This is a genomic window from Pseudomonas iranensis (assembly GCF_014268585.2).
GTDB lineage: Bacteria > Pseudomonadota > Gammaproteobacteria > Pseudomonadales > Pseudomonadaceae > Aquipseudomonas > Aquipseudomonas iranensis.
On record NZ_CP077092.1, the window covers coordinates 2,632,445 to 2,652,156 of the forward strand.

Below are 19,712 nucleotides of genomic sequence, written 5' to 3' on the forward strand. Positions count from 1 at the left end.
TTCAATTTCGCTGAGTCGAATTAGCGGGGCGGCGTCTTGAGAATAGAAAAGGCCGACCGTTTCGATGATGTCGACTACGACGCAGGCTATGAGTATCGAGGGTTCAATTACCTGATTCTGGATGGTGTCGATCAGTTTCTCGTCAGAACTTACGATGACCAACCCGGTAGCGCGACGGTTGTACGCCCTGCCATGACCACAAGCACCAGACTCAGAACGCTGGCGGAATTTTTACGAACGGAGCTGGAGGTAACTGCGATTTATCTCTACAAGGGTGAAATAGGAAGCTATGCCCAGGTAGACCTTGAGAGCCTGCAATTCTGCTGATCCGGTACCGAGCCGGGAGCGATAAGCAGGACCCGCCAACCATGAGTCCCGCCACGAACCCCCTCAAACCTCAGCCTTCACCCCAACCTTCACCGGCGCTTTGCGATACGTCAGCAAAACAATCCCGCTCACCACAATCACACCACCCACGATCTGCCCTCTGCTGAGCATTTGATCCAGCACAATCCAGCCCATCAACAACGTCGCCAGTGGTTCGATATTCATCACCGGGGCGTTGCGTGGCATGTCCAGTCGGGGCACGGAAATGAACAACACAATGAAGCCGGTCCCATAGAGCACGACAAGCGTGGCAAGGGCCAGCCAGCCGGTTGAAGTGGCGGGGAGGTTGAGTCCGCCGGGGAGGGCGCCGGTCAGGCCGGCCAGGTTGACGCTGCTGAACACGATGAAAATGGTCAGCAGGCTGCGCACCGAGCCGCGCACTTGCGACAGTTTGTGGTCGGTGATCCACAGCGCGCAGGCGAAGACGCTGGCGGCGCAGAAGGCGAGTGCGACGCCCAGTAGCCATTCCGGGCCGACGCTCGCGCTGTCTGACAGACGTCCGGGGACGTCCAGTACGAACACCAATCCCACGAGAATCAAGCCCATCAACATCGCGGTGCGCGCGCTTGGTCGTGGGCCGCCCAGCGCCCAGGTCAGCAAGGCGAGCAGGATCGGAAACACGTTGGCCACCAGCAGCGCCAAAGCGACCGGGACCCGCGCGACAGCGGAGTACAGACACAGGCTCTGCGCAGTAATCAGCAGGCCCAACAACAGTTGCCAACGCCGCGCGCCTGCCGGCAGACGCAGACTTTGCCGCTGCCACAGGACGAGAATGGCCAGCACCAGCAAGGTCCCGCCCGAGCGCATCAGAATTGCCAGCAGCACTCCTGCGCCATCATCAAAAGCGACCCGTGCCGCGACGTGGTTGCCGGCGAACGCACAACCCATGCACAACAGAATGATCACGGCGAGATAACGGGGGAAGGGCGGCGGTACGGTAGGCGCAAACTCAGGACGGGACATGGCAGATCTCAAAAATGATAGCCACTCGGGGTGGCTCAGGTTTTTATTATGTTGTCGTACAACTTCCCGATTTGTACCGTAATCGAGCAGGCGCGGCAAGCTCGAAAGGCTTGAGAAACCGCTTAAGCGTGATGCTGGTTGAGTTTCAGAGGTCGTATGACTTGCTTTTTTCAATCCGAGCATCGAGTCGAGTTGCCCACTCATCCAGTCGAGCTTGGCCGACCAGAAAATCCACAAACGCCCGGGTTTTGGCCGGCAGCAGTTTCTGGCTGGAAAAGTACAAATAGATCTGTCCCGCATCGACATGCCAGCCCGGCAAAACCCTTTCCAGCGTGCCGTCCCGCAGATAAGGCAGCACATCGGGAACCGCCAACAGCGCAACCCCCAATCCCAAGCGCGCGCACTGACACAGCGCTTGCGGGTCGTTGACCAACAAGCGCGGCGTCAATTCCAGCGGTGCTCGTTGCCCGTCGGGCCCTTGCAGCATCCAGCTGCGCACCTTGCCGGTCTGTACCGAGCGCATGGCCAGATGATCCAGCGTCGCCAGCTCTTCGATGTGCCGGATGCGCTGGTGTGCCGAGAGGTATTCCTTCGATGCCACCAGAATCAGATGCGCCGGGGCGATGGCCCTGGCGACCACACCTTGCGCCAGCTCGATGCCGCCACCGATGGCCGCATCAAACCCGTCCGCGATGAGATCGACCTGGCGATTGTCGACGTGCCATTCAGGGGTCACGGCGGGGTATTGCTTGAGAAACTCGGGCATCAGCGGCAGCAGAAAATCCCTGGCGAAGCCCGGTGCCGCACTTAGACGCAGGGTGCCGGCAGGCTCTCCGGCATTGCCGGCCACGTCGGCAATCGCCGCTTGAACACTCTCCAGTCCCGAACCGACGTTGGCCAGAAAGCGTTCTCCCGCTTCGGTCAGCGTGAGTTTGCGTGTGCTGCGCTGAAACAAGCGTACGCCGAGGTTGGCTTCCAGTTGCGCGACATTGCGACTGACCGCCGCGGGTGTCAGGCCCAGGCGCCGCGCCGCCGCAGAGAAGCTTCCCGCCTCGGCGCTGCGCACGAATGAGAGCAAATTGCCTAAGGTTTCCATCTGCGAACCTTCAATGAATGATTGAAAGTGATTCTAGTGGGCTTCCACTACTGCTGGAAGATCAAAAGGCGTCTCATAGCCTCATCACCTACATGAGGAAACAGACATGACTATCAGCATCATTGGTACTGGCTCCATCGGCACCGCCATCGCTCGGTTGCTCGTCAACGCAGGCCTGCCGGTCAACCTCGCCAACAGCCGCGTGCCGCAGAGCCTTGACGGTTTGGTCGACGAATTGGGTCCACTCGCACAAGCGGTGACCGCTCAGCAAGCCAGTCAGGCGGACATTGTTTTTCTGGCGGTGAACTGGTCGAAAATCCCCGACGCGGTGCGCGATCTCGGGCCTTGGGATGGGCGCATCGTGATCGATGCCAACAACCCGATCGAGGCACCACTGTTCAAGCCGTTCGATCTGGGCGGCCAGCCGTCTACGCAAGTGGTGGCGCAGATGCTGCCCGGTGCGCACGTGGTCAAGGCCTTCAACCATTTGCTCGCGGCTCTGCTGAGCGATCCCTCCGCCGAGGGCGGCAAGCGTGTGCTGTTTTATTCCGGTGAAGATGCCGCGAGCAAAACCAAAGTTGCAGAGCTGATTACTCAACTCGGTTTTTACGGCATCGACCTGGGCGGTGTGCAGCAGGGAATGCTTGCGCAGTTCCCGGGCGGACCGCTGCCAGCCTTGAACCTGGTCAAACATGGTTGACCGCTGAGCCCGGGCAGCCGGGCTTCACATACCAATCGAGGATTCAAAATGTCTGGCTCAGATTCGCGAAATATCAATGAGGTGGAAAACTACGATGCCTTGCTGCGGGCCAACCTGCAGCGCGTGTTCAACGAGCGCGATGCACAGAAGCGCATTGCAGCGGTGCAGGAGCTTTTTGCAGACACACCGACGATGTACGAACCGACTGGCATCGTCACCGGGCGGGCGGCGATTTCAGAGGTGGCCGGTGCGTTGCTGGATCAGTTTGGGGCGGACTTCGCTTTTGTTCCGGAGGGGCGGGCGGTTGGGCATCATGGCTTGGGTTACCTGCGCTGGCATGCGGGCCCGAGCGCTGGGCCGGTAGCCGTCAGTGGCGTCGACGTGGCAGAAATCAAAGCGGGGAAAATCGTGCGGTTGTGGGTGTTGCTGGATGCGCCCCAAGGCTGAGCCGCACGGCAGGGTGGCAAAGGGGATCCCGTTGCCGCCTGTCGCCGACTGCCTATCAGATTAATATCGCGCATTGACATATCGAAAAATCTCGATATCCTCGGCGCATGGAACTGATCGAAATCTTCAAAGCCCTCTCGAACCCGACGCGCCTCAAGATCCTTGAAGGCCTGAAGGATCCCGTCAAGAACTTCCCCCCGCAGGATGAGGGTGACGTTCTCGTCGAGGGTGTCTGCGTGAGCAGCATCCAGGAAGGTATCGGCTTGTCGCAGTCGACGGTGTCGAGTTACCTGGCCACGTTGCAGCGGGTGGGGCTGGTGGAAGTGCGGCGCATCGGTCAATGGACCTACTACAAACGCAATGAGGCTGCGATCAGCGCGCTTGCAGAGATCATAGGGAAAGAGCTGTAAATTTTTTTACTACAGGATATCTAGAATTCTCGATATCCCTCTTTGTCGATACGAGGTTTTGCCATGAAAGCGATGATTTTGAAATCCTTCGGCGGTCCTGATTCGTTCGAACTCAGCGACGTGCCCAAACCGGTTCCGCAAGCCGGCCAAGTGCTGGTCCGAGTGCACGCCACTTCCATCAATCCGCTGGATTATCAGGTTCGGCGCGGTGACTATCCCGACCTGGTGCCGCTGCCAGCCATTACCGGCCACGACGTATCGGGCGTGGTCGAGGCTATCGGGCCGGGCGTCAGCGCCTTCGCACCTGGCGACGAGGTCTGGTACACCCCGCAGATATTCGACGGGCAGGGCAGTTATGCCGAATACCACGTCGCAGCCGAAAACATCATCGCCAGAAAGCCTGCGTCGCTGAGCCACCTCGAGGCGGCCAGTCTGAGTTTGGTCGGCGGCACGGTTTGGGAAGCGCTGACCGTGCGCGCTGTGCTCCGCGTTGGCGAAAGCATTCTGATCCACGGCGGCGCCGGCGGGGTCGGCCATGTGGCGATTCAGGTGGCCAAAGCCATGGGCGCCAGAGTCTTTACGACCGTGCGCGAGGCCAACGCCGATTTCGTCCGCAGCCTGGGTGCCGACGTGGTGATCGATTACACCCAAGAGGATTACGTCGAAGCGATCATGCGCGAAACCGCCGGGCATGGCGTTGATGTGGTGTTCGACACCATCGGCGGCGATACCCTGTCTCGCAGTGCCGACGCGCTTGCCCAGCTTGGCCGCGTCGTCTCGATCGTCGATATCGCGCAGCCACAAAACCTCGTTCAGGCCTGGGGCAAGAACGCCAGCTACCACTTCGTCTTCACCCGGCAGAATCGCGGCAAGCTCGATGAATTGAGCGCGTTGGTCGAGCGCGGCCAGTTGCGGCCCCACGTTGGCGCGGTCTATTCGCTCGGCGACATCCCGCTCGCCCACGCTCGACTGGAGAGCGCCAACAACGGTCTGCTGGGAAAAATCGCTATCGCCGTCGAGCCTTCACTCATCGTCTGAATCCGCTCACTGATTCTGGAGAAACATCATGGTTTACGAGATCGCTGTGCTGCCCGTTCACCCGCATCAGACTGAAGCCTTCCGACGCGCATTTGCCGAAGTCGAACCGTTGCTCACCCGCGCCAAGGGATACGGCGGCCACTTGCTGGCGCAAGGTATTGAAACCCCCGAGCAGTTCAATCTGATCGTGCGCTGGCAATCGCTTGAGGATCACTCGCCGGGGTTTGAAGAAAGCGAAGATCACCAGCGGTTCATGCTGGGGCTGGAGGATTATTTTTCGGCTGAGCCGAGGGTCTATCACATTGAGGGTGGTGCTTTTCCGGGTGGCGATTTTGGCGTACCGGACAACGGTGCCAGCGTAGGCATCTGAGCGAGCATGTGGCTGTTCGTCACACGTGGCTGTAGCTGGTCGAGCCTGCTTGTGATGAATTGCCACATTAATTGCGCTTCGGCCTGTTCATTGGGCAGGGGTGGCAGGCAAGATGCGCCGTTTTCCATATGTCTCGTACTGCTGCTCATCCAAGGAAGGCCACTTGAAAGTCACTCTCCACGCTTCCCTGCGCCCTGAAATCTGGCCAGCCGTTGTTTTATTGCTGCTGGCAAGCCTGATCACGACCGGCTGCACGCGCTCCCATTCTCCAAAACCGGTGGAGCGCGATCCTTGTCTGGATGCCGGTCCAGCACATACAACGGCCTACGCCAAATGCATGAGCGAGCGGAAAGAGCGCCAAGCTGAAGCGCTCAGAATACTGCTCAGTGATGATCCTGCGGACAATCCGCAACGGCAAGTAGCCGTGCCAGGCGACAGCGATTTCCAACCGTCAGATTTTCCTGACGACCCGATGCCAGCGAGTTTTCGCATGCCTTCCGACCTCAATCTCAAGGATACCCGGGCGTTTCCTTACAAGGCTCGCATCAGCTGGAAATACGTGTCGGATCGCTTCCTGCCGAGTTCAAAGGAATCCGCGCGGATGATGCAGGTGGACCGCCTGATTAAGGCGGCCGTAACGGCGGATGAGTTCGCAAAGTGGGGGTGCACGGTCACTGGAGGACAACGCTTGGAGTGGGTTTTCTACACGCTGGACGACGCGGCCTTTGTCAGCCGTGTGCAGGCAGCTCTGGCGCAGACCGGGCCTTATCCGATTGAATTCAGCAGCCGTAAACAGGCAGATGTCAGTGCTGAGGTGCAGAATGCCGAGCAAACTCGATTGACACCCAAGCGATGCCTGGAGTGAAGACTCTCAACGGATAACCTCTTCAAACGGACTTCTCTCATCGCAAGGAGTCTGTAGTCGCTTCAGAGGCGTTCGTTGCGGGCGCAGCGATCATCTCATGCCGACCGCAACCTCTTCAGCACACCGATTTTCCTCCAACGTTAGCCCAGCGCTTTGGTGGTAGGCTGCATCCCCTCAGCCGTACTTTCTGTACTCCTGAATTGCCCTTTCCGAAATCTGCGCCGGCTCAGTTGCTGGCGTTGATGGATTTCCCCTGCGGACTACAGCCATGCGCCTGCCAGATTTCATTCTCGAAAACCTAGAGCCGATCCTGCAGGCCTGGGAAGATTTCGCCCGCACCATCGAGACGCCGGGGGTGGAGCTCGATAACGTCGCGCTGCGCGATCACGCCGAGCAGATGTTGCGCGCCATCGTCATCGATCTGCGGACCAAGCAGACCATGAGCGAACAAATCGCCAAAGCCCAGGGCCAAGCGCCGCGCGACGATGAAGAAACAGCTGCGGAAACCCACGCGGTGACGCGGCTGATGGCCGGTTTTACCATCGATCAGATGGTGTCGGAATATCGCGCGCTGCGCACCAGTGTGCTGAGCCAGTGGCTGCGTCAGGTCAAGGATGGCAAATCGGTGAATGTCGACGACATGACGCGTTTTCACGAAGCCATCGACCAGGCGCTGGCCGAGTCGATTGCCAGCTATTCACGCGCCGTCGAGGCTTCGCGCAACGTGTTTCTGGGGATTCTCGGCCATGACTTGCGCACGCCGCTGGGGGCGATTCTGCTCGGTGCGGATATGTTGCGTCGTACCGAAGCCACCGACCCGCGCACCGGCAAAGTCGCCAGGCAGATCTACGCCAGCGTGCAGCGCGCCAGCCAGATCGTTGGCGACCTGCTGGATCTGACGCGCTGCCAGATGGGGCCGGGGATTCCGGTGAAAAAAAACCTGATCGATCTCAGCCCTGTGTGCGAGCGGGTTATCGAGGAAATCCGCGCCTTTCATCCACAGGCCAACGTGCGGTTCGATGCAAAGGAAGCGGTGATGGGAGCGTTCGATGGCGCCAGGATGGAACAGGTGTTTTCCAACATCATCAGCAATGCGGTGACCCACGGCGATAATCAGTTTCCGGTTTCGGTTGCACTGGAAGCTCAGGAGGATTTCGCGGTGTTCACAGTGCACAACGGCGGGGAACCGATTCCGGAAGACGTGTTGCCGTTCATCTTCAACCCGATGGGGCGCTTCTCGCAGCGCTCCGTAGTTGATCACGGACCCGTCGCTGGCCTCGGGCTGGGCCTGTTTATCGCCTCGGAAATCGTCGCCTCGCATGCCGGCTCGATCGAAGTCAGCTCTGACCTGAAGGGCGGAACCGTGTTTCGCGTAAAGCTTCCGATTGATGCCGAAAGCCCCGTCACCATCTAGGCCAATCGATGGAGGGCCGGCCCCGGCCCTCCAGCCTGATCACTCCTCCATCACCTCAACCAAACCGCGATCCTCACCCAGGAACCCGCCGCTCTGGTGCTGCCACAGCCGCGCATAGGTGCCGTTCTTCTCGAGCAGTTGCGCGTGGGTGCCTTGTTCGATGATGCGGCCTTCGTCCATGACGATCAGCCGGTCCATGGCCGCAATGGTCGACAAGCGGTGGGCGATGGCGATCACGGTTTTGCCCTGCATCATTTCATCGAGGCTTTCCTGAATCGCGACTTCAACTTCGGAATCCAGTGCGCTGGTGGCTTCGTCGAGCAGCAAGATCGGTGCGTTCTTCAGCATCACCCGGGCGATGGCGATGCGTTGGCGCTGCCCGCCGGAGAGCTTGATACCGCGTTCGCCGACCAGCGTGTCGTAGCCGCTGTGGCCCTGCTTGTCGCTCAACTGGCTGATAAAACCATCGGCCTGAGCGTTCACCGCCGCGCGATGGATGTCTTCGTCGGTGGCGTCCGGGCGACCGTAGGCGATGTTGTCGCGGATCGAACGGTGCAACAGCGAGGTGTCCTGGGTGACCATGCCGATCACGCTGCGCAGGCTGTCCTGGGTGACCTCGGCGATGTTCTGCCCATCGATGCGGATCTCGCCGCGATCAACGTCATAGAAGCGCAGCAGCAGGTTGATCAGCGTCGACTTGCCAGCACCTGAGCGACCGACCAGACCGATTTTCTCGCCGGGGCGAATGTGCAGGGTCAAGCCGTCGAGCACCTGGCGTTCGCCGTTGTAGTTGAAGCTGACATTGTCGAAAACCACTTCGCCACCGGCCGGCTCCAGCACTTTGGCATCCGGTGCGTCCTGGACTTTCGGACCGCTGGTCAGGGTGGCCATCCCGTCCTGGACGGTGCCGATGTTTTCGAACAGCGAAGTCATCTGCCACATGATCCAGTGCGACATGCCATTGATGCGCAGCGCCATGGCGGTGATCGCCGCGACGGCGCCAGTGCCGACTTCGCCCTGATGCCACAGCCACAGCGCGTAACCGCCGGCACCGAGAATCAACGCCACCACCAGCGCCTGATTGACGATTTCGAACTGGCTGACCAGACGCATCTGGCGGAAGCCGGTGAGCTTGAAATCTTCCATCGCCGCGCGGGCAAAGTGCGCTTCACGCTTGGAGTGCGAGAACAGTTTGACCGTGGTGATGTTGGTGTAGGCGTCGGCAATCCGCCCGGTCATCGACGAGCGCGCATCGGCCTGTTCCTGGCCGACCTTGCCCAGACGCGGGACGAAATACACCATCGCCAGCCCGAACAGAACGATCCACGCCAGAAACGGCAGCATCAGCTTCAGCGCAAAGCCACCGGCCAGCGCAATGATCGCGATGAAGTACACGCCAATGCCGGGGAGGATTTCGATCAGGGTAAACAGCACCTCGCGCACCGACAGCGCAGTCTGCATGACCTTGGTCGTGACCCGGCCGGAGAACTCGTCGGAGAAGAACGACAGACTTTGCCGCAGCATCAACCGGTGAAAGTCCCAGCGCAGGCGCAGCGGCAGATTGATCGCGAGGATCTGGTGCTGAACCATCGTGCGCAGCGCCACCAGCCCGATGCTGACCACCAGCACAATGCCGATGCCCCATAACACGCGACTTTCCTCATCACCGGCGGCGCCGCCGGATTGCCAGGTCGAGAGCAGATCCACCACTTGCCCAAGGAAGGAAAACAGCCACGCCTCGTAGATCGACACGCTGGCGCTGAGCAGGGCGAAGGCCAGAATGTAGCCGCGCGCGCCCCGGGTGCAGGCCCACAAGAAGCGCATCAGGCCGACTGGCGGTGGCGGCGCCTCGTCGGGCGGGAAGGGGTCGAGCCTTTCTTCAAACAGGCGAAGCATTGCGGTCTCCGAAGTGATCAGGGTGTGGGGATTCTGCCATCTATCGGCGGCGTTGCGGGGTTCACTGTAGTCATCAGGACGAATCCGTGTGCCTTGTCTTGACCGCAGCCAGGCGCAGAAGCTCAACGCAATCGTGCCAAGCGCAACCTTTCGTCGCTGATCCAGACCTGACACGGCACGCTCATCAACCTCTTTGAACTCTCGCGCAAGCTGCTCCGTCATCTTCTATGTGGGGGCTCGAGGCAATGTTGCCGTGTAGTCCCGTTTTTCCGTTTTCAAGTCAGAACGCGAGGGGCCACATGAATACTCAAGACAGCAGGGCAGGCTTTGAATCAGGTGATCCGAACAGCAAGCCTGGACAGGCTTTTGAACATTTGAAGGACGACGTCAACGAAGCAATTGGCGGCGCGCGGCAACAGGCCGACGCGCAATTCGGACAGTACCGCGACACCGCGGCCGAACAGATAGAAGCATTGGCCCAAGGGGCAAAGAGCTTCGTCTCCGAGTTGCAGGACAAGGACACGCTGGGCATGTCCGACTACCTGACGGATATGGCGGACTCCATGACCGGGCTGGCGGGCAACTTGCGCGGCAAGAGTGCCGAGCAATTGCTGCACGATGCGGCGGATCTGGCGCGCAGCAATCCGGGCCTGTTCATCGCCGGCAGCATTGCTATCGGTTTCGGCCTGTCGCGGTTTCTCAAAGCCGGCACGGCCGCAGCAGCGACGGTCAGCGCCGAACATGATCCGGCGGCGGGCACGACATCGACGCCACCGCCAGCCGATTACGGTGCGCAGCGACCCTATGAATCGTCAGTGCCGTCATCGGCCCACGCCAATCCGGGACTGGCCACCGGCATCACCCCGACCTCGCCCAGTGACAGCGATCACCCCGCTGATTTTGCCGCGGCTTCCGTACCGCACGCACCCGATGCCAAAGGAGAACTGTGATGAACAGAGATGAATCTGATCTGAGCGGGGCAAGGCCCCTCGGCCAAACGGATGACGCTTCGGTGGTCGGCCTGTTGCGACAACTGTCCCGTGAAGTGCCAGCGTTGTTCACCAAGGAACTGGCATTGGCCAAAGCCGAACTGCAGAACAGCCTCAGCACGCTGAAGGCGGGCATCGGTGCGGTGGCCGGTGGTGCGATCGTGTTCCTCGCCGGCTTCATCATTCTGCTGATGTCGGCGGTGTACGGCCTGAGCATGTTCATGGCGCCATGGTTGGCCGCGCTGATCGTCGGCGTGGTGGTGATGATCATCGGCTTCGCCATGCTGCAATCCGGGAAGAAGCAATTCGAGCCATCTCACTTCAAACCTGATCGCACCCTCGACGCCTTGAACAAGGATCAGGAAGCGCTGCGGAGGAAAGTCTCATGAAAAGCGAACTGGATATCGAAGCGGAAAAAAGCCCGGAGCAGATCGAGCGCGAAATCGATGCGCAACGCGCGAGCATCGGCAACATCGTCGATCAATTGGAAAGCAAGTTCACTCCCGGGCAGATGATCGATCAGGCTTGGGGAATGATGCAGAGCAACGGCTCGACGTTCTTCACCAATCTCGGCACCAGCGTGCGCAATAACCCGATGCCGGCGGTGCTGACTTCGGTGGGCCTGCTCTGGTTGATGATGAGCCAGAATCGCCCGCCAGTGCCGCAACCGACCTATCGCAGCGGGCCGGATCAGGACAAGGCCGGCGAGTGGGCCGACGGTTTGGCCGACGGCATCGACAGCGCCCGCGGGCATTTGCACTCGACTACTGACTCGCTGAAGGACGGCTACCAGTCGCTGAAAGGCAAGGCCAGCCATCTCGGGGAAAACGTCGGTGCGGCGAAGGAAGATCTGACCCATGCGATGCATGACGCCAGTGATCGACTGTCGCGTAATTCGCAAGTGCTTGGCCAGCAATTCAGCCACCTGCTCAAGGAGCAACCGCTGATGGTGGCTGCCGCCGGGGTTGCGCTCGGTGCATTGCTCGGCGCGGCGTTGCCGACCACTTCAACTGAGCAGCGCTACATGGGCCGTACCAGCGCTGGCATGGTCGACAAGGCCAAGCAAAAAGCTCAGGAAGGTTACGAGGCCGTGCGTGACACGGTGACTCGGACCACTGAACAGACCGAGGTTGAAACCAAGCCTGATCCGGCGCGGCCGTCGTCTTCGGATTTGTCACAGGGTCTGGGTACGTCTTGAAAGTGAGCAACAAGGGAGGCCTGTAATGGGCCTCCCTTTTTATTGGACTGCGGGTCAGGTCAGGCCTTTCAAATATTCGACCAACGTCTGCGCGCAGGCTTCAATTGCGCCGTCGACTACCAGTTCGAAACCATGGGTATTTTCGGTCGGGATCGCGATGCAGCCGGCCTGGGCGCTGATGCCTGAACTCATCACCGCACTGGCGTCGGAAGCGAAATCCACCAGCAGCGCGAACTGTGGATCGAAGCCGCAACGCTTGGCGGCGTCGGCCAAAGCCATGACCACGCCGCGCGAGTAGTAGCCTTTCTGGTCGCCGGTATCGATGATCGGGTCGACTCCCAATCGCGTTGCGTATTCGCTCATCACTGGGCCGACCTCCACGGCAATTGTGGTGTCACCGGGCAGGTGCGCAGCGGCATACATCGCACCGGCGTTGCTTTCTTCCTCGAGGGTGGTGAAGACAAAGTAGGTGTCGTGCGCCAATTCGGTCGGGCTGCGCTTGAGTTGCTCGGCGGCCTGGAGCATGGCGACGACGGGCGCGCGGTCATCGAGAAAATGCGCAGCGGTGGCATCGCCCACTCTGAACGGCGTACGCCAGTGCTGGCTGAGCACGACGCGGGTGCCGGGACGCACGCCCATGTCTTGCAAGGTTTGCGGGTCGTGGCGGGTGATGATGTGCACGTCTTTCCACTCCACCGCGCCGCTCATCACATCCTGGCCCTGCGGCGAACCTGTGGTGGCGTGCATCGAGCCGAATGAAAGCACGCCGGGCAGGGTTTGCGCATCGCCGAGAATATCCACCGGACAGACACCGAAATTCACCGGGTTCGCACCGCCGAGGGCAACCACCCGCAACGTACCGTCCGGCTCGACGCGTTTGACCAGCATGGCGATCTCGTCCATGTGGCCCATGATGCGCACAGCGTGCTCGCCGTCCGGATCGGGCTCGCGACCCTTGAGCAGGCCGATGACATTCCGGGCCCGATCGGTCCAGACCTCGTCGCAATGGTGCCGCAGTTCTTCCAGGCAGATCGCCCGGACCTCGTCCTCCTGACCGCCGGGCCCGCGTGCCATGAGCAAGCGGCTCAATAGTGTTTGGGTGGATTGCTGTGTGTTGCGCGGCAAAGGCGTTTGGTTATCCGACATGCGTACTGACCCTCCTTGCATCGGCGGACGTGTATCGGCCGCTCAGAATTTAGGGGGCAGATTGGCGGGAAAATTCAGATTGCGTGGTGCCAGGCTATTCGCGATGCCGCTGGACCTGTGGGAGCGAGCCTGCTCGCGAAAGCGGTGTGTCATTCAATGTAGATGTGTCTGATCTGGCGCCTTCGCGAGCAGGCTCGCTCCCACAGGGATTTGGGTTGCGCTGAAGACTGTGGCCTTGCCCCGGACCATTGTGGGAGCGAGCCTGCTCGCGAAAGCGCTGGGTCAGGCGATGATGATGTTGAATGTGCCGGCGCCTTCGCGAGCAGGCTCGCTCCCACAGGGATTTGGGTTGGGCTGAAGATTGTGGCCTTGCACCGGACCATTGTGGGAGCGAGCCTGCTCGCGATAGCGCTGGGTCAGGCGATGATGATGTTGAATGTGCCGACGCCTTCGCGGGCAAGCCCGCTCCCACAGGGATTTTGGGTGCGCTGAAGATTGTGGCCTTGCACCGGAACATTGTGGGAGCGAGCTTGCTCGCGAAAGCGGTGGGTCAGGCGATGATGATGTTGAATGTGCCGACGCCTTCGCGGGCAAGCCCGCTCCCACAGGGATTTGAGTTGGATTGAAGAGTTGCGTTTGTCAGCGGTTGTATTTCAGCGCTTCGACAAACGCTGCAAACGCTGCCGAGCTCTGGCGCCTGTTGGGGTAATACAGGTGATAGCCCTGAAACGTCGGGCACCACTCTTCCAGCACTTCCACCAGTCGCCCATCGGCCAGATACGGCGCGACCAATTGCTCGGGCACGTAGGCCACGCCGATGCCGTCCACGGCGGCGTTGAGCACATGCATGATGCTGTTGAACACCAACTGCCCATCGACCTTCACGCTGAAATCCTGGCCCTTGTGCGCAAACTCCCAGGCGTATATCGCGCCGGCCGGTTGGTGGCGGATGTTGATGCAGGTGTGTTCCGTCAACTGATGGGGCGTGGCGGGGGCCGGGTGGCGGGCGAAGTAATCGGGCGAGGCGACCACGGCCAGACGCCAGTCCGGGCCGATGCGCACGGCGATCATGTCTTTGCTGATCGATTCACCGAGACGAATGCCGGCGTCGAAGCGGTCCTTGACCACATTGGTAAATCCGTAATCGACGTAAAACTCCAAGGTGATGTCCGGGTAGTCCTGCAAAAACTTTGCAAGCATCGGCCGAATGCACAATTCGATCTGATCGTCTGTGCAGGAAACGCGGATCGTGCCGCTGGGCTTGTCGCGCAATTCGCCGAGGGCTTCGAGCTCGGTGTTGATCTGCTCAAACAGCGGCGCAATTGAGTGCATCAAGCGTTCGCCAGCCTCGGTCGGCGAGACATTGCGCGTCGTACGAGCGAGCAAGCGGACACCCAGACGCTGCTCCAGCGCGCGAACCGTATGACTCAGCGCAGACGGCGTGACGCCGAGGCGGGCGGCAGCCTTGGTGAAGCTTTGCTCCTGCGCCACCGCCAGAAAGGCCTGCAGGTCGTTGACTTTGGCGTTGCTCATTGCTGAATTTTTCTCAAAAGCACATGAAGATTACCGCTACTAATCAAGTTAAGCCCGATCCGTCAAGCTTTGCAGCCTGAGTAACGGGGCAGAAGTGCCTCGATGATTTCTTCTTCAAGACAGGTTTTCGCATGACGGCTCAAGTAATCGATACCCCGACAGCCCAGCCCATGGAAGCGTCCACTGCCGGCGAACAACCGGCGTACTGGAGCGGTGTGTTCGCCATGACCCTGTGCGTCTTCGCCCTGATCGCTTCCGAGTTCATGCCGGTCAGTCTGCTCACGCCAATGGCTACGGACTTGCACATCAGTGAAGGCCTGGCCGGCTACGGCATTGCCATCTCTGGCGCGTTCGCGGTGCTGACCAGCCTGACGATCAGCAGGCTCGCCGGCTTGATGGATCGCAAGCGCCTGTTGCTGCTGTTGACTGCGCTGATGTGCGCGTCCGGGCTGGTGGTGGGCCTGGCGCCCAATTACACGGTGTATATGATCGGTCGCGCATTGATCGGCGTGGTAATCGGTGGCTTCTGGTCGATGTCGGCGGCGTTGGCCATGCGTCTGGTACCATCTGCCAGCGTGCCCAAGGCGCTGGCCATTTTTAACGGCGGCAATGCCCTGGCGACCGTCGTGGCGGCGCCGTTGGGCAGTTATCTGGGCAGCGTGATTGGCTGGCGCGGGGCATTTTTCTGCCTGATACCGGTGGCGCTGATTGCGCTGCTCTGGCAATGGAGCAGCTTGCCCGCGCTGCCGGCCGCGCCACGCAAAGCCAGCGCAGCCAATGTTTTTGCGTTGTTCAAAAGCCGCCGGGTGGCGTTGGGCATGCTCGGCGCCGGCCTGTTCTTCATGGGCCAGTTTGTTCTGTTTACCTACCTGCGACCGTTTCTGGAGACCGTGACGCGGGTCGACGTTTCGATGCTGTCGATCATCCTGCTGGTCATTGGTGTGACCGGGTTTATCGGCACCGTGGTCATCGGTTCGGTGCTGAAGAAGGGGCTATATCGCGTGGTGATCGCCATCCCGCTGTTGATGGCGATGATCGCGGTGGCGCTCATTGGGATGGGCAGTTCAGTGGTCGCGACATTCGTGTTGCTGGGCTTGTGGGGATTGGTCGCCACTGCCGCGCCGGTGGGCTGGTGGTCGTGGCTGGCGCGCACGCTGCCCGACGATGCCGAAGCCGGCGGTGGGCTGATGGTGGCGGTGGTGCAGTTGTCGATTGCCTCGGGTTCTACCATCGGTGGTCTGATGTTCGACGGCAGCGGTTATCGGCTGACGTTTTTCGCCAGCGCGGCATTGCTGGTGCTGGCGGCGCTGATGACCTGGCTGACGTCGCGGCAGACGGCCTGAATCAGCTTTCGGTGTTTTCGGCCGCCGCCTGCGCCGCTTCGGCTTCCAGCTTCAGGCGGTCGGCCTTGCAGATGTATTTGGGCTTTTTCGGCGCCAGTTTGGCATTGGCCTTTTTGGCCTTTTCCTTGAACAACTGCTGCAGCTTCTTTTGACGATTCATGATTTTTCGATCAGGGGTGGAGAGGGTGGGAATCCTGACGCAAGGCCGAGTGGTCAGCAAGAAGAAATCCACTAAGCTGAGCACATTCGCCCATACTCAAGAGCATCCCCCAACCGAAGGAATCGCACATGAGAAAAGCTCGCAGATTGATAACCGCGTTGTCTTGCCTCGCGCTTGTAATCGGCAGCACGACGGCACTGGCTGACCCCGGCAATGGCAAGGGGCAGGGTGGTCAGGGCGGCCAGGGCAACGGCAAGGGCAAACCGCAAAACATGCAGGATCACGGCAAACAGGGCGGGGGCGGCCAAGGCAATGGCAACAAGGGCCAGCAATCCTCTGGCAATCGCGGCGGTGGTCCGAGCGTTGATCGCGGCAATATTCTCGGCATCATCGATGGTTATCGCGGCGAATACTGGAATCCGGGGCCGCCGCTGCCGCCAGGTATTCAAAAGAATCTGGCGCGGGGCAAACCGCTGCCACCGGGCATCGCCAAGAAGTTGGACGGGCGCATGCTCGGCCATTTGCCGCACTATGACGGCTACGAATGGCAACAGGTGGGCACCGACCTGATCCTTGTTGCGCTGGCCACCGGGCTGATCTACGAGGTGCTCAACGGCGCGTTCGATTGATTGTTGAAAGAGGAGCGGCAGCATGTGCCGCTCCTTTTTTATGTGTGTATTGCTGCAGCCTTTGCAGCAATGAACTGCGTTCAGGCTGGGTTGTTCGTTGAGTGCTGCGCTTTCAGACTGAGCTTAATGCTTAACGAATGAATGGAGATGACCATGGCCAACGCAATTCGCTTCACCGAAACGGGCGCACCGGATGTCCTGCAATTGCACGCTGTCAGCGAACAGGCACCCGGGTCCGGCGAGGTCTGGCTGGAGCAAGCGGCGGTGGGCGTCAATTACCTCGATGTCAGCCAGCGCAAAGGTGCGGTGCCGGTGGCGTTGCCCTCGGGGCTGGGGCTGGAAGGCGCGGGTCGGGTGGCGGCGGTCGGTGCCGGTGTGAGCAATGTGCGCGTCGGTGATCGGGTCGCTTACGCCACTGGCCCCTTGGGCGGTTACGCCTCGGCGCGGCTGTTTCCGGCAGAGCGTCTGGTGAAGATTCCCGAAGAGTTGTCGTTCGAAGATGCGGCGGCGGTGCTGTTCAAAGGCATCACCGCGCAGTATCTGCTGAAGACGACTTACCCGGTCGGGCCGGGCACGACGATGCTGCTTTACGGCGTCGCGGGTGGTCTGGGGGAAATCATGGTGCCGTGGGCCAAACACCTTGGCGCAACGGTGATCGGTGTGGTGTCGAAGCAGGCCAGTGTCGACAAGGCTCGCGCGTCCGGTTGTGACGAAGTACTGGTGTTCGATGCCGAGACTCTCGCCGCCGATGTGGTGCGTATCACCCAGGGGCGCAAGGTCGATGTGGTGTATGACCCGATTGGTCGGGTGTCTTTTCAGGCCTCGCTGGACAGCTTGCGCCCACGCGGGCTGATGGTCTCGTTCGGCGCGCAGACCGGCGCGCCGACGGCGGTGGAAATGGCCACGCTGAACGCCAAGGGCTCGCTGTTCCTGACCCGTCCGTCGCTGGCCGCGCACACCGCCACGACAGCTGAATATCAGGAGCGCGCGCAAGATGTGCTGGCCGCTGTTGCCGCCGGTATCATCACGCCGCAAATCCGCGCGCGTTATTCATTGGCTGACGCGGCACAAGCGCACGCCGATCTTGAATCGGGCCGATCATCAGGGGCGATCATTTTACAACCATGAATCTGGATGTTCTGAGCAACCCGCACAGCGATGAAATCGCTGCTTTCCTGGCCGTCGCTGCGCAAGGCTCGTTTGTCGCGGCGGGGCGTTTGTTGCAGCGCCATCCGACCATCGTTTCCAAGCGCCTTGCGGCGATGGAAAAGCGACTCGGCGTGCGGCTGGTGGAGCGCTCGACGCGACACGTGCGTATCACCGAGGCTGGCCTGCAACTCGAACAGCGCCTGCGCGCGGCCGTCGAGTTGATGAACGAAGCGCAGCAGCAAGCGGTGCAGGGCGCCAGCGAAGTACGCGGCATCTTGCGCCTGGCGTTGCCGGCGGCGATGGGGCGGTTATGGCTGGGGCCGCTATTGCCGGAATTTCTCAAGGTCCATCCGCACGTCTCGCTCGTGGCCGATTACAGCGAAGGCCTGGTCGACATCATCGAGCAGGGCTTCGACGCGGCTATTCGCATCGGCGAACTGGACGACAATCGCCTGATCGCAAAAAAGCTCAGTGACCATCGGCGGATTCTCTGCGCGTCACCGGGCTACATCGAGGCGCACGGCATGCCGCAAATCCCGCAGGATCTGCTGCAGCACAATTGCCTGCGCTTCAGCGGGCTGGCGTCGTTCCCGCTGTGGCGTCTGCATCGCGGCAACGAAGTGCAGACCATTACGCCACACGGCAACCTGACCGCCAGCGACAGCGAATCCCTGCTCGCCGCCGCCCGCGCCGATGCCGGCATACTCGGTGCCGGCGACTGGCTGATGAGCCGCGATCTGGCGGCAGGGCGGCTGATTCACGTGCTGCCCGACTGGCATCTGGATTCGGCGGGCGGCGTTTATCTGGTCAGACCGTCATCGCGGTTTCCAGCGGCGGCGGTGGTGGCGTTCAAGGAGTGGATCGAAGCGAAATTCGAGACCGGGCCACCTTGGGCTGTCTGAGCAAAGTTTGCATCAATACCGACACTGGCCCTGTGGGAGCGTGCCTGCTCGCGAAAGCGGAGTGTCAGTCATAGTTGATGTGGCTGACCTGACGCCTTCGCGAGCAGGCTCGCTCCCACAGGTTTCGCGGCTTGCTCAGGAATTGCCGAACATACGTATATCCAATGTGGGAGCGAGCCTGCTCGCGAAAGCGGAGTGTCAGTCATGGATGATCTGATTGACCTGACGCCTTCGCGAGCAGGCTCGGTCCCACAGGTTTCGTGGTTTGCTCAGGAATTGCCGAACATACGTATATCCAATGTGGGAGCGAGCCTGCTCGCGAAAGCGGAGTGTCAGTCATGGATGATGTGGCTGACCTGACGCCTTCGCGAGCAGGCTCGCTCCCACAGGTTTCGCGGCTTGCTCAGGAATTGCCGAACATACGTATATCCAATGTGGGAGCGAGGGCCAATTTGGGCGCACAAAAAAGCCCGGCATCGCTGCCGGGCTTTGGTGTCTTCAACGCTTTACGCGGCGATCTTGTTGGCCGCCATTTCCTTTTTGTGGCTCGCCTTCATGGCTTCCATTTGCGCACCCAGTTCCTCGAGTTTCGCCTTGCCCAGCAGCTTCTGCGCTTTCGGAAACATTTCCTGTTCTTCCTCTTCGATGTGGTGCTCCAGCAGTTCCTTGACCACTTTGACCCGACCGGCAAATTCCGGGGTGCCTGGATCGGTTTCTTTCAGATCAGGCAGTACCAGCGAATCCACGGTGCGGTGCTCTTCCTTGGCTTCGTAGTACATGATGTCTTCTTCCTTGCTGCCGGCTTCCTTGAACGCAGGGTAGAGAATCTCTTCTTCGAGGCGGGTGTGAATGGTGATTTCCATTTCCAGTTTGCCCAGCAACTCGACGCGTTTTTTCAGCGCGCGGTCGGTGGACTCACTCAGTTGGCTGAGGATGGCTTTGACTTTTTCATGGTCGGCTTTGAGAAGTTCGATGGCATTCATTTTTTGAGGCCTCTGCTTATCACGGATTGAACACAGCGATCTTTTTCGCGCCGCTGTGTATTCAGGAAGAGGCTATCGCAGGACTCATGCCAAC

At 60.4% G+C, this 19,712-nt stretch carries 23 protein-coding genes; 16 read left to right on the forward strand and 7 right to left on the reverse strand.

The features are described 5' to 3' along the window. Window positions 1–36: 36 nt before the first annotated feature. Window positions 37–327, forward strand: coding sequence for a hypothetical protein (locus HU724_RS11830; protein WP_016774284.1), 291 nt, complete (start codon window positions 37–39; stop codon window positions 325–327). Window positions 328–390: 63 nt separating this feature from the next. Here the strand turns inward: HU724_RS11830 and HU724_RS11835 are convergent, their stop codons facing one another. After that, entirely contained in the window at window positions 391–1,350 is a 960-nt protein-coding gene (locus tag HU724_RS11835) for an EamA family transporter (RefSeq protein ID WP_186569277.1), read from the reverse strand. Window positions 1,351–1,495: 145 nt separating this feature from the next. Further along, window positions 1,496–2,446: a LysR family transcriptional regulator gene (locus tag HU724_RS11840; RefSeq protein ID WP_186569278.1), complete on the reverse strand. Its 951-nt coding sequence runs from the start codon at window positions 2,444–2,446 to the stop codon at window positions 1,496–1,498. Window positions 2,447–2,552: 106 nt separating this feature from the next. On the opposite strand from HU724_RS11840, the gene HU724_RS11845 reads away from it, so the two are divergent. From HU724_RS11845 to HU724_RS11875, 7 genes are all read left to right on the forward strand, one after another. After that, a complete protein-coding gene (locus HU724_RS11845; protein WP_186569279.1) occupies window positions 2,553–3,146 on the forward strand; it encodes an NADPH-dependent F420 reductase in 594 nt (197 codons plus the stop codon). 48 nt (window positions 3,147–3,194) lie between these two features. Then, a complete protein-coding gene (locus tag HU724_RS11850; RefSeq protein ID WP_186569280.1) occupies window positions 3,195–3,593 on the forward strand; it encodes a nuclear transport factor 2 family protein in 399 nt (132 codons plus the stop codon). A gap of 107 nt (window positions 3,594–3,700) precedes the next feature. Continuing rightward, window positions 3,701–4,003 (forward strand): ArsR/SmtB family transcription factor, encoded by a 303-nt coding sequence (locus HU724_RS11855; protein WP_024012559.1) that lies wholly within the window; start codon window positions 3,701–3,703, stop codon window positions 4,001–4,003. A gap of 63 nt (window positions 4,004–4,066) precedes the next feature. Next, window positions 4,067–5,041, forward strand: coding sequence for a zinc-dependent alcohol dehydrogenase family protein (locus HU724_RS11860; protein ID WP_186569281.1), 975 nt, complete (start codon window positions 4,067–4,069; stop codon window positions 5,039–5,041). Between the two features lie 28 nt (window positions 5,042–5,069). Further along, on the forward strand, window positions 5,070–5,411 hold the full coding sequence (locus HU724_RS11865; RefSeq protein ID WP_186569282.1) for an antibiotic biosynthesis monooxygenase family protein: 342 nt from the start codon (window positions 5,070–5,072) through the stop codon (window positions 5,409–5,411). A gap of 163 nt (window positions 5,412–5,574) precedes the next feature. Then, complete coding sequence (locus HU724_RS11870) at window positions 5,575–6,276, forward strand: DUF695 domain-containing protein (RefSeq protein ID WP_186569283.1); 702 nt, start codon at window positions 5,575–5,577, stop codon at window positions 6,274–6,276. A 268-nt stretch (window positions 6,277–6,544) separates the two neighbouring features. Further along, window positions 6,545–7,690: a sensor histidine kinase gene (locus HU724_RS11875; RefSeq protein ID WP_186569284.1), complete on the forward strand. Its 1,146-nt coding sequence runs from the start codon at window positions 6,545–6,547 to the stop codon at window positions 7,688–7,690. A gap of 39 nt (window positions 7,691–7,729) precedes the next feature. Here HU724_RS11875 and HU724_RS11880 read toward each other — a convergent pair whose 3' ends face one another. Then, window positions 7,730–9,586 (reverse strand): ABC transporter ATP-binding protein, encoded by a 1,857-nt coding sequence (locus HU724_RS11880; protein ID WP_056784851.1) that lies wholly within the window; start codon window positions 9,584–9,586, stop codon window positions 7,730–7,732. A 299-nt stretch (window positions 9,587–9,885) separates the two neighbouring features. Here HU724_RS11880 and HU724_RS11885 point away from each other — a divergent pair, with 299 nt between their 5' ends. The 3 genes from HU724_RS11885 to HU724_RS11895 are packed head-to-tail and all read left to right on the forward strand — an operon-like array spanning window position 9,886 to window position 11,773. Continuing rightward, window positions 9,886–10,536: a hypothetical protein gene (locus HU724_RS11885; protein WP_123442758.1), complete on the forward strand. Its 651-nt coding sequence runs from the start codon at window positions 9,886–9,888 to the stop codon at window positions 10,534–10,536. Next, complete coding sequence (locus tag HU724_RS11890; RefSeq protein ID WP_024012566.1) at window positions 10,536–10,964, forward strand: phage holin family protein; 429 nt, start codon at window positions 10,536–10,538, stop codon at window positions 10,962–10,964. Before HU724_RS11885 ends, HU724_RS11890 begins: the two co-directional genes overlap by 1 nt. Beyond that, window positions 10,961–11,773 (forward strand): DUF3618 domain-containing protein, encoded by an 813-nt coding sequence (locus tag HU724_RS11895; RefSeq protein WP_186569285.1) that lies wholly within the window; start codon window positions 10,961–10,963, stop codon window positions 11,771–11,773. The genes HU724_RS11890 and HU724_RS11895 overlap by 4 nt, the downstream gene beginning before the upstream one ends. A gap of 54 nt (window positions 11,774–11,827) precedes the next feature. On the opposite strand, the gene HU724_RS11900 is transcribed toward HU724_RS11895, so the two are convergent. Together HU724_RS11900 and HU724_RS11905 are read right to left on the reverse strand one after the other, a co-directional pair. Continuing rightward, a complete protein-coding gene (locus HU724_RS11900; RefSeq protein ID WP_186569286.1) occupies window positions 11,828–12,919 on the reverse strand; it encodes a M28 family peptidase in 1,092 nt (363 codons plus the stop codon). A 639-nt stretch (window positions 12,920–13,558) separates the two neighbouring features. Beyond that, a complete protein-coding gene (locus tag HU724_RS11905) occupies window positions 13,559–14,452 on the reverse strand; it encodes a LysR family transcriptional regulator (protein WP_186568947.1) in 894 nt (297 codons plus the stop codon). 131 nt (window positions 14,453–14,583) lie between these two features. On the opposite strand from HU724_RS11905, the gene HU724_RS11910 reads away from it, so the two are divergent. Further along, window positions 14,584–15,795, forward strand: a complete 1,212-nt coding sequence (locus tag HU724_RS11910; protein WP_186568948.1) for an MFS transporter — start codon at window positions 14,584–14,586, stop codon at window positions 15,793–15,795. Window position 15,796: 1 nt separating this feature from the next. Here the strand turns inward: HU724_RS11910 and HU724_RS11915 are convergent, their stop codons facing one another. Continuing rightward, window positions 15,797–15,955 (reverse strand): DUF2986 domain-containing protein, encoded by a 159-nt coding sequence (locus tag HU724_RS11915; RefSeq protein ID WP_110645778.1) that lies wholly within the window; start codon window positions 15,953–15,955, stop codon window positions 15,797–15,799. A gap of 128 nt (window positions 15,956–16,083) precedes the next feature. Between HU724_RS11915 and HU724_RS11920 the strand changes: the two genes are divergently transcribed. The 4 genes from HU724_RS11920 (at window position 16,084) to HU724_RS11935 (ending at window position 18,995) form a co-directional block, all read left to right on the forward strand. Next, on the forward strand, window positions 16,084–16,584 hold the full coding sequence (locus tag HU724_RS11920; RefSeq protein WP_186568949.1) for an anti-virulence regulator CigR family protein: 501 nt from the start codon (window positions 16,084–16,086) through the stop codon (window positions 16,582–16,584). A gap of 153 nt (window positions 16,585–16,737) precedes the next feature. Next, window positions 16,738–17,712 carry a quinone oxidoreductase family protein gene (locus tag HU724_RS11925; protein WP_186568950.1) on the forward strand — a complete coding sequence of 325 codons (975 nt, stop codon included), beginning with the start codon at window positions 16,738–16,740 and terminating at the stop codon, window positions 17,710–17,712. Beyond that, window positions 17,709–18,635, forward strand: coding sequence for a LysR family transcriptional regulator (locus HU724_RS11930; RefSeq protein ID WP_186568951.1), 927 nt, complete (start codon window positions 17,709–17,711; stop codon window positions 18,633–18,635). The genes HU724_RS11925 and HU724_RS11930 overlap by 4 nt, the downstream gene beginning before the upstream one ends. Before the next feature lie 204 nt (window positions 18,636–18,839). Next, window positions 18,840–18,995: a hypothetical protein gene (locus tag HU724_RS11935; RefSeq protein ID WP_217847189.1), complete on the forward strand. Its 156-nt coding sequence runs from the start codon at window positions 18,840–18,842 to the stop codon at window positions 18,993–18,995. Window positions 18,996–19,141: 146 nt separating this feature from the next. Here HU724_RS11935 and HU724_RS11940 read toward each other — a convergent pair whose 3' ends face one another. After that, window positions 19,142–19,618: a PA2171 family ribosome-binding persister protein gene (locus HU724_RS11940; protein WP_186568952.1), complete on the reverse strand. Its 477-nt coding sequence runs from the start codon at window positions 19,616–19,618 to the stop codon at window positions 19,142–19,144. Between the last annotated feature and the right edge of the window lie 94 nt (window positions 19,619–19,712).

Excerpts from the sequence above, each read along its gene's own strand:
- HU724_RS11835 (WP_186569277.1), bottom strand. The coding sequence starts at position 1,350 with ATGTCCCGTCCTGAGTTTGCGCCTACCGTACCGCCGCCCTTCCCCCGT.
- HU724_RS11840 (WP_186569278.1), bottom strand. The coding sequence starts at position 2,446 with ATGGAAACCTTAGGCAATTTGCTCTCATTCGTGCGCAGCGCCGAGGCG.
- HU724_RS11845 (WP_186569279.1), top strand. The coding sequence starts at position 2,553 with ATGACTATCAGCATCATTGGTACTGGCTCCATCGGCACCGCCATCGCT.
- HU724_RS11850 (WP_186569280.1), top strand. The coding sequence starts at position 3,195 with ATGTCTGGCTCAGATTCGCGAAATATCAATGAGGTGGAAAACTACGAT.
- HU724_RS11855 (WP_024012559.1), top strand. The coding sequence starts at position 3,701 with ATGGAACTGATCGAAATCTTCAAAGCCCTCTCGAACCCGACGCGCCTC.
- HU724_RS11860 (WP_186569281.1), top strand. The coding sequence starts at position 4,067 with ATGAAAGCGATGATTTTGAAATCCTTCGGCGGTCCTGATTCGTTCGAA.
- HU724_RS11865 (WP_186569282.1), top strand. The coding sequence starts at position 5,070 with ATGGTTTACGAGATCGCTGTGCTGCCCGTTCACCCGCATCAGACTGAA.
- HU724_RS11875 (WP_186569284.1), top strand. The coding sequence starts at position 6,545 with ATGCGCCTGCCAGATTTCATTCTCGAAAACCTAGAGCCGATCCTGCAG.
- HU724_RS11880 (WP_056784851.1), bottom strand. The coding sequence starts at position 9,586 with ATGCTTCGCCTGTTTGAAGAAAGGCTCGACCCCTTCCCGCCCGACGAG.
- HU724_RS11885 (WP_123442758.1), top strand. The coding sequence starts at position 9,886 with ATGAATACTCAAGACAGCAGGGCAGGCTTTGAATCAGGTGATCCGAAC.
- HU724_RS11890 (WP_024012566.1), top strand. The coding sequence starts at position 10,536 with ATGAACAGAGATGAATCTGATCTGAGCGGGGCAAGGCCCCTCGGCCAA.
- HU724_RS11895 (WP_186569285.1), top strand. The coding sequence starts at position 10,961 with ATGAAAAGCGAACTGGATATCGAAGCGGAAAAAAGCCCGGAGCAGATC.
- HU724_RS11900 (WP_186569286.1), bottom strand. The coding sequence starts at position 12,919 with ATGTCGGATAACCAAACGCCTTTGCCGCGCAACACACAGCAATCCACC.
- HU724_RS11905 (WP_186568947.1), bottom strand. The coding sequence starts at position 14,452 with ATGAGCAACGCCAAAGTCAACGACCTGCAGGCCTTTCTGGCGGTGGCG.
- HU724_RS11910 (WP_186568948.1), top strand. The coding sequence starts at position 14,584 with ATGACGGCTCAAGTAATCGATACCCCGACAGCCCAGCCCATGGAAGCG.
- HU724_RS11915 (WP_110645778.1), bottom strand. The coding sequence starts at position 15,955 with ATGAATCGTCAAAAGAAGCTGCAGCAGTTGTTCAAGGAAAAGGCCAAA.
- HU724_RS11920 (WP_186568949.1), top strand. The coding sequence starts at position 16,084 with ATGAGAAAAGCTCGCAGATTGATAACCGCGTTGTCTTGCCTCGCGCTT.
- HU724_RS11925 (WP_186568950.1), top strand. The coding sequence starts at position 16,738 with ATGGCCAACGCAATTCGCTTCACCGAAACGGGCGCACCGGATGTCCTG.
- HU724_RS11930 (WP_186568951.1), top strand. The coding sequence starts at position 17,709 with ATGAATCTGGATGTTCTGAGCAACCCGCACAGCGATGAAATCGCTGCT.
- HU724_RS11935 (WP_217847189.1), top strand. The coding sequence starts at position 18,840 with ATGGATGATCTGATTGACCTGACGCCTTCGCGAGCAGGCTCGGTCCCA.
- HU724_RS11940 (WP_186568952.1), bottom strand. The coding sequence starts at position 19,618 with ATGAATGCCATCGAACTTCTCAAAGCCGACCATGAAAAAGTCAAAGCC.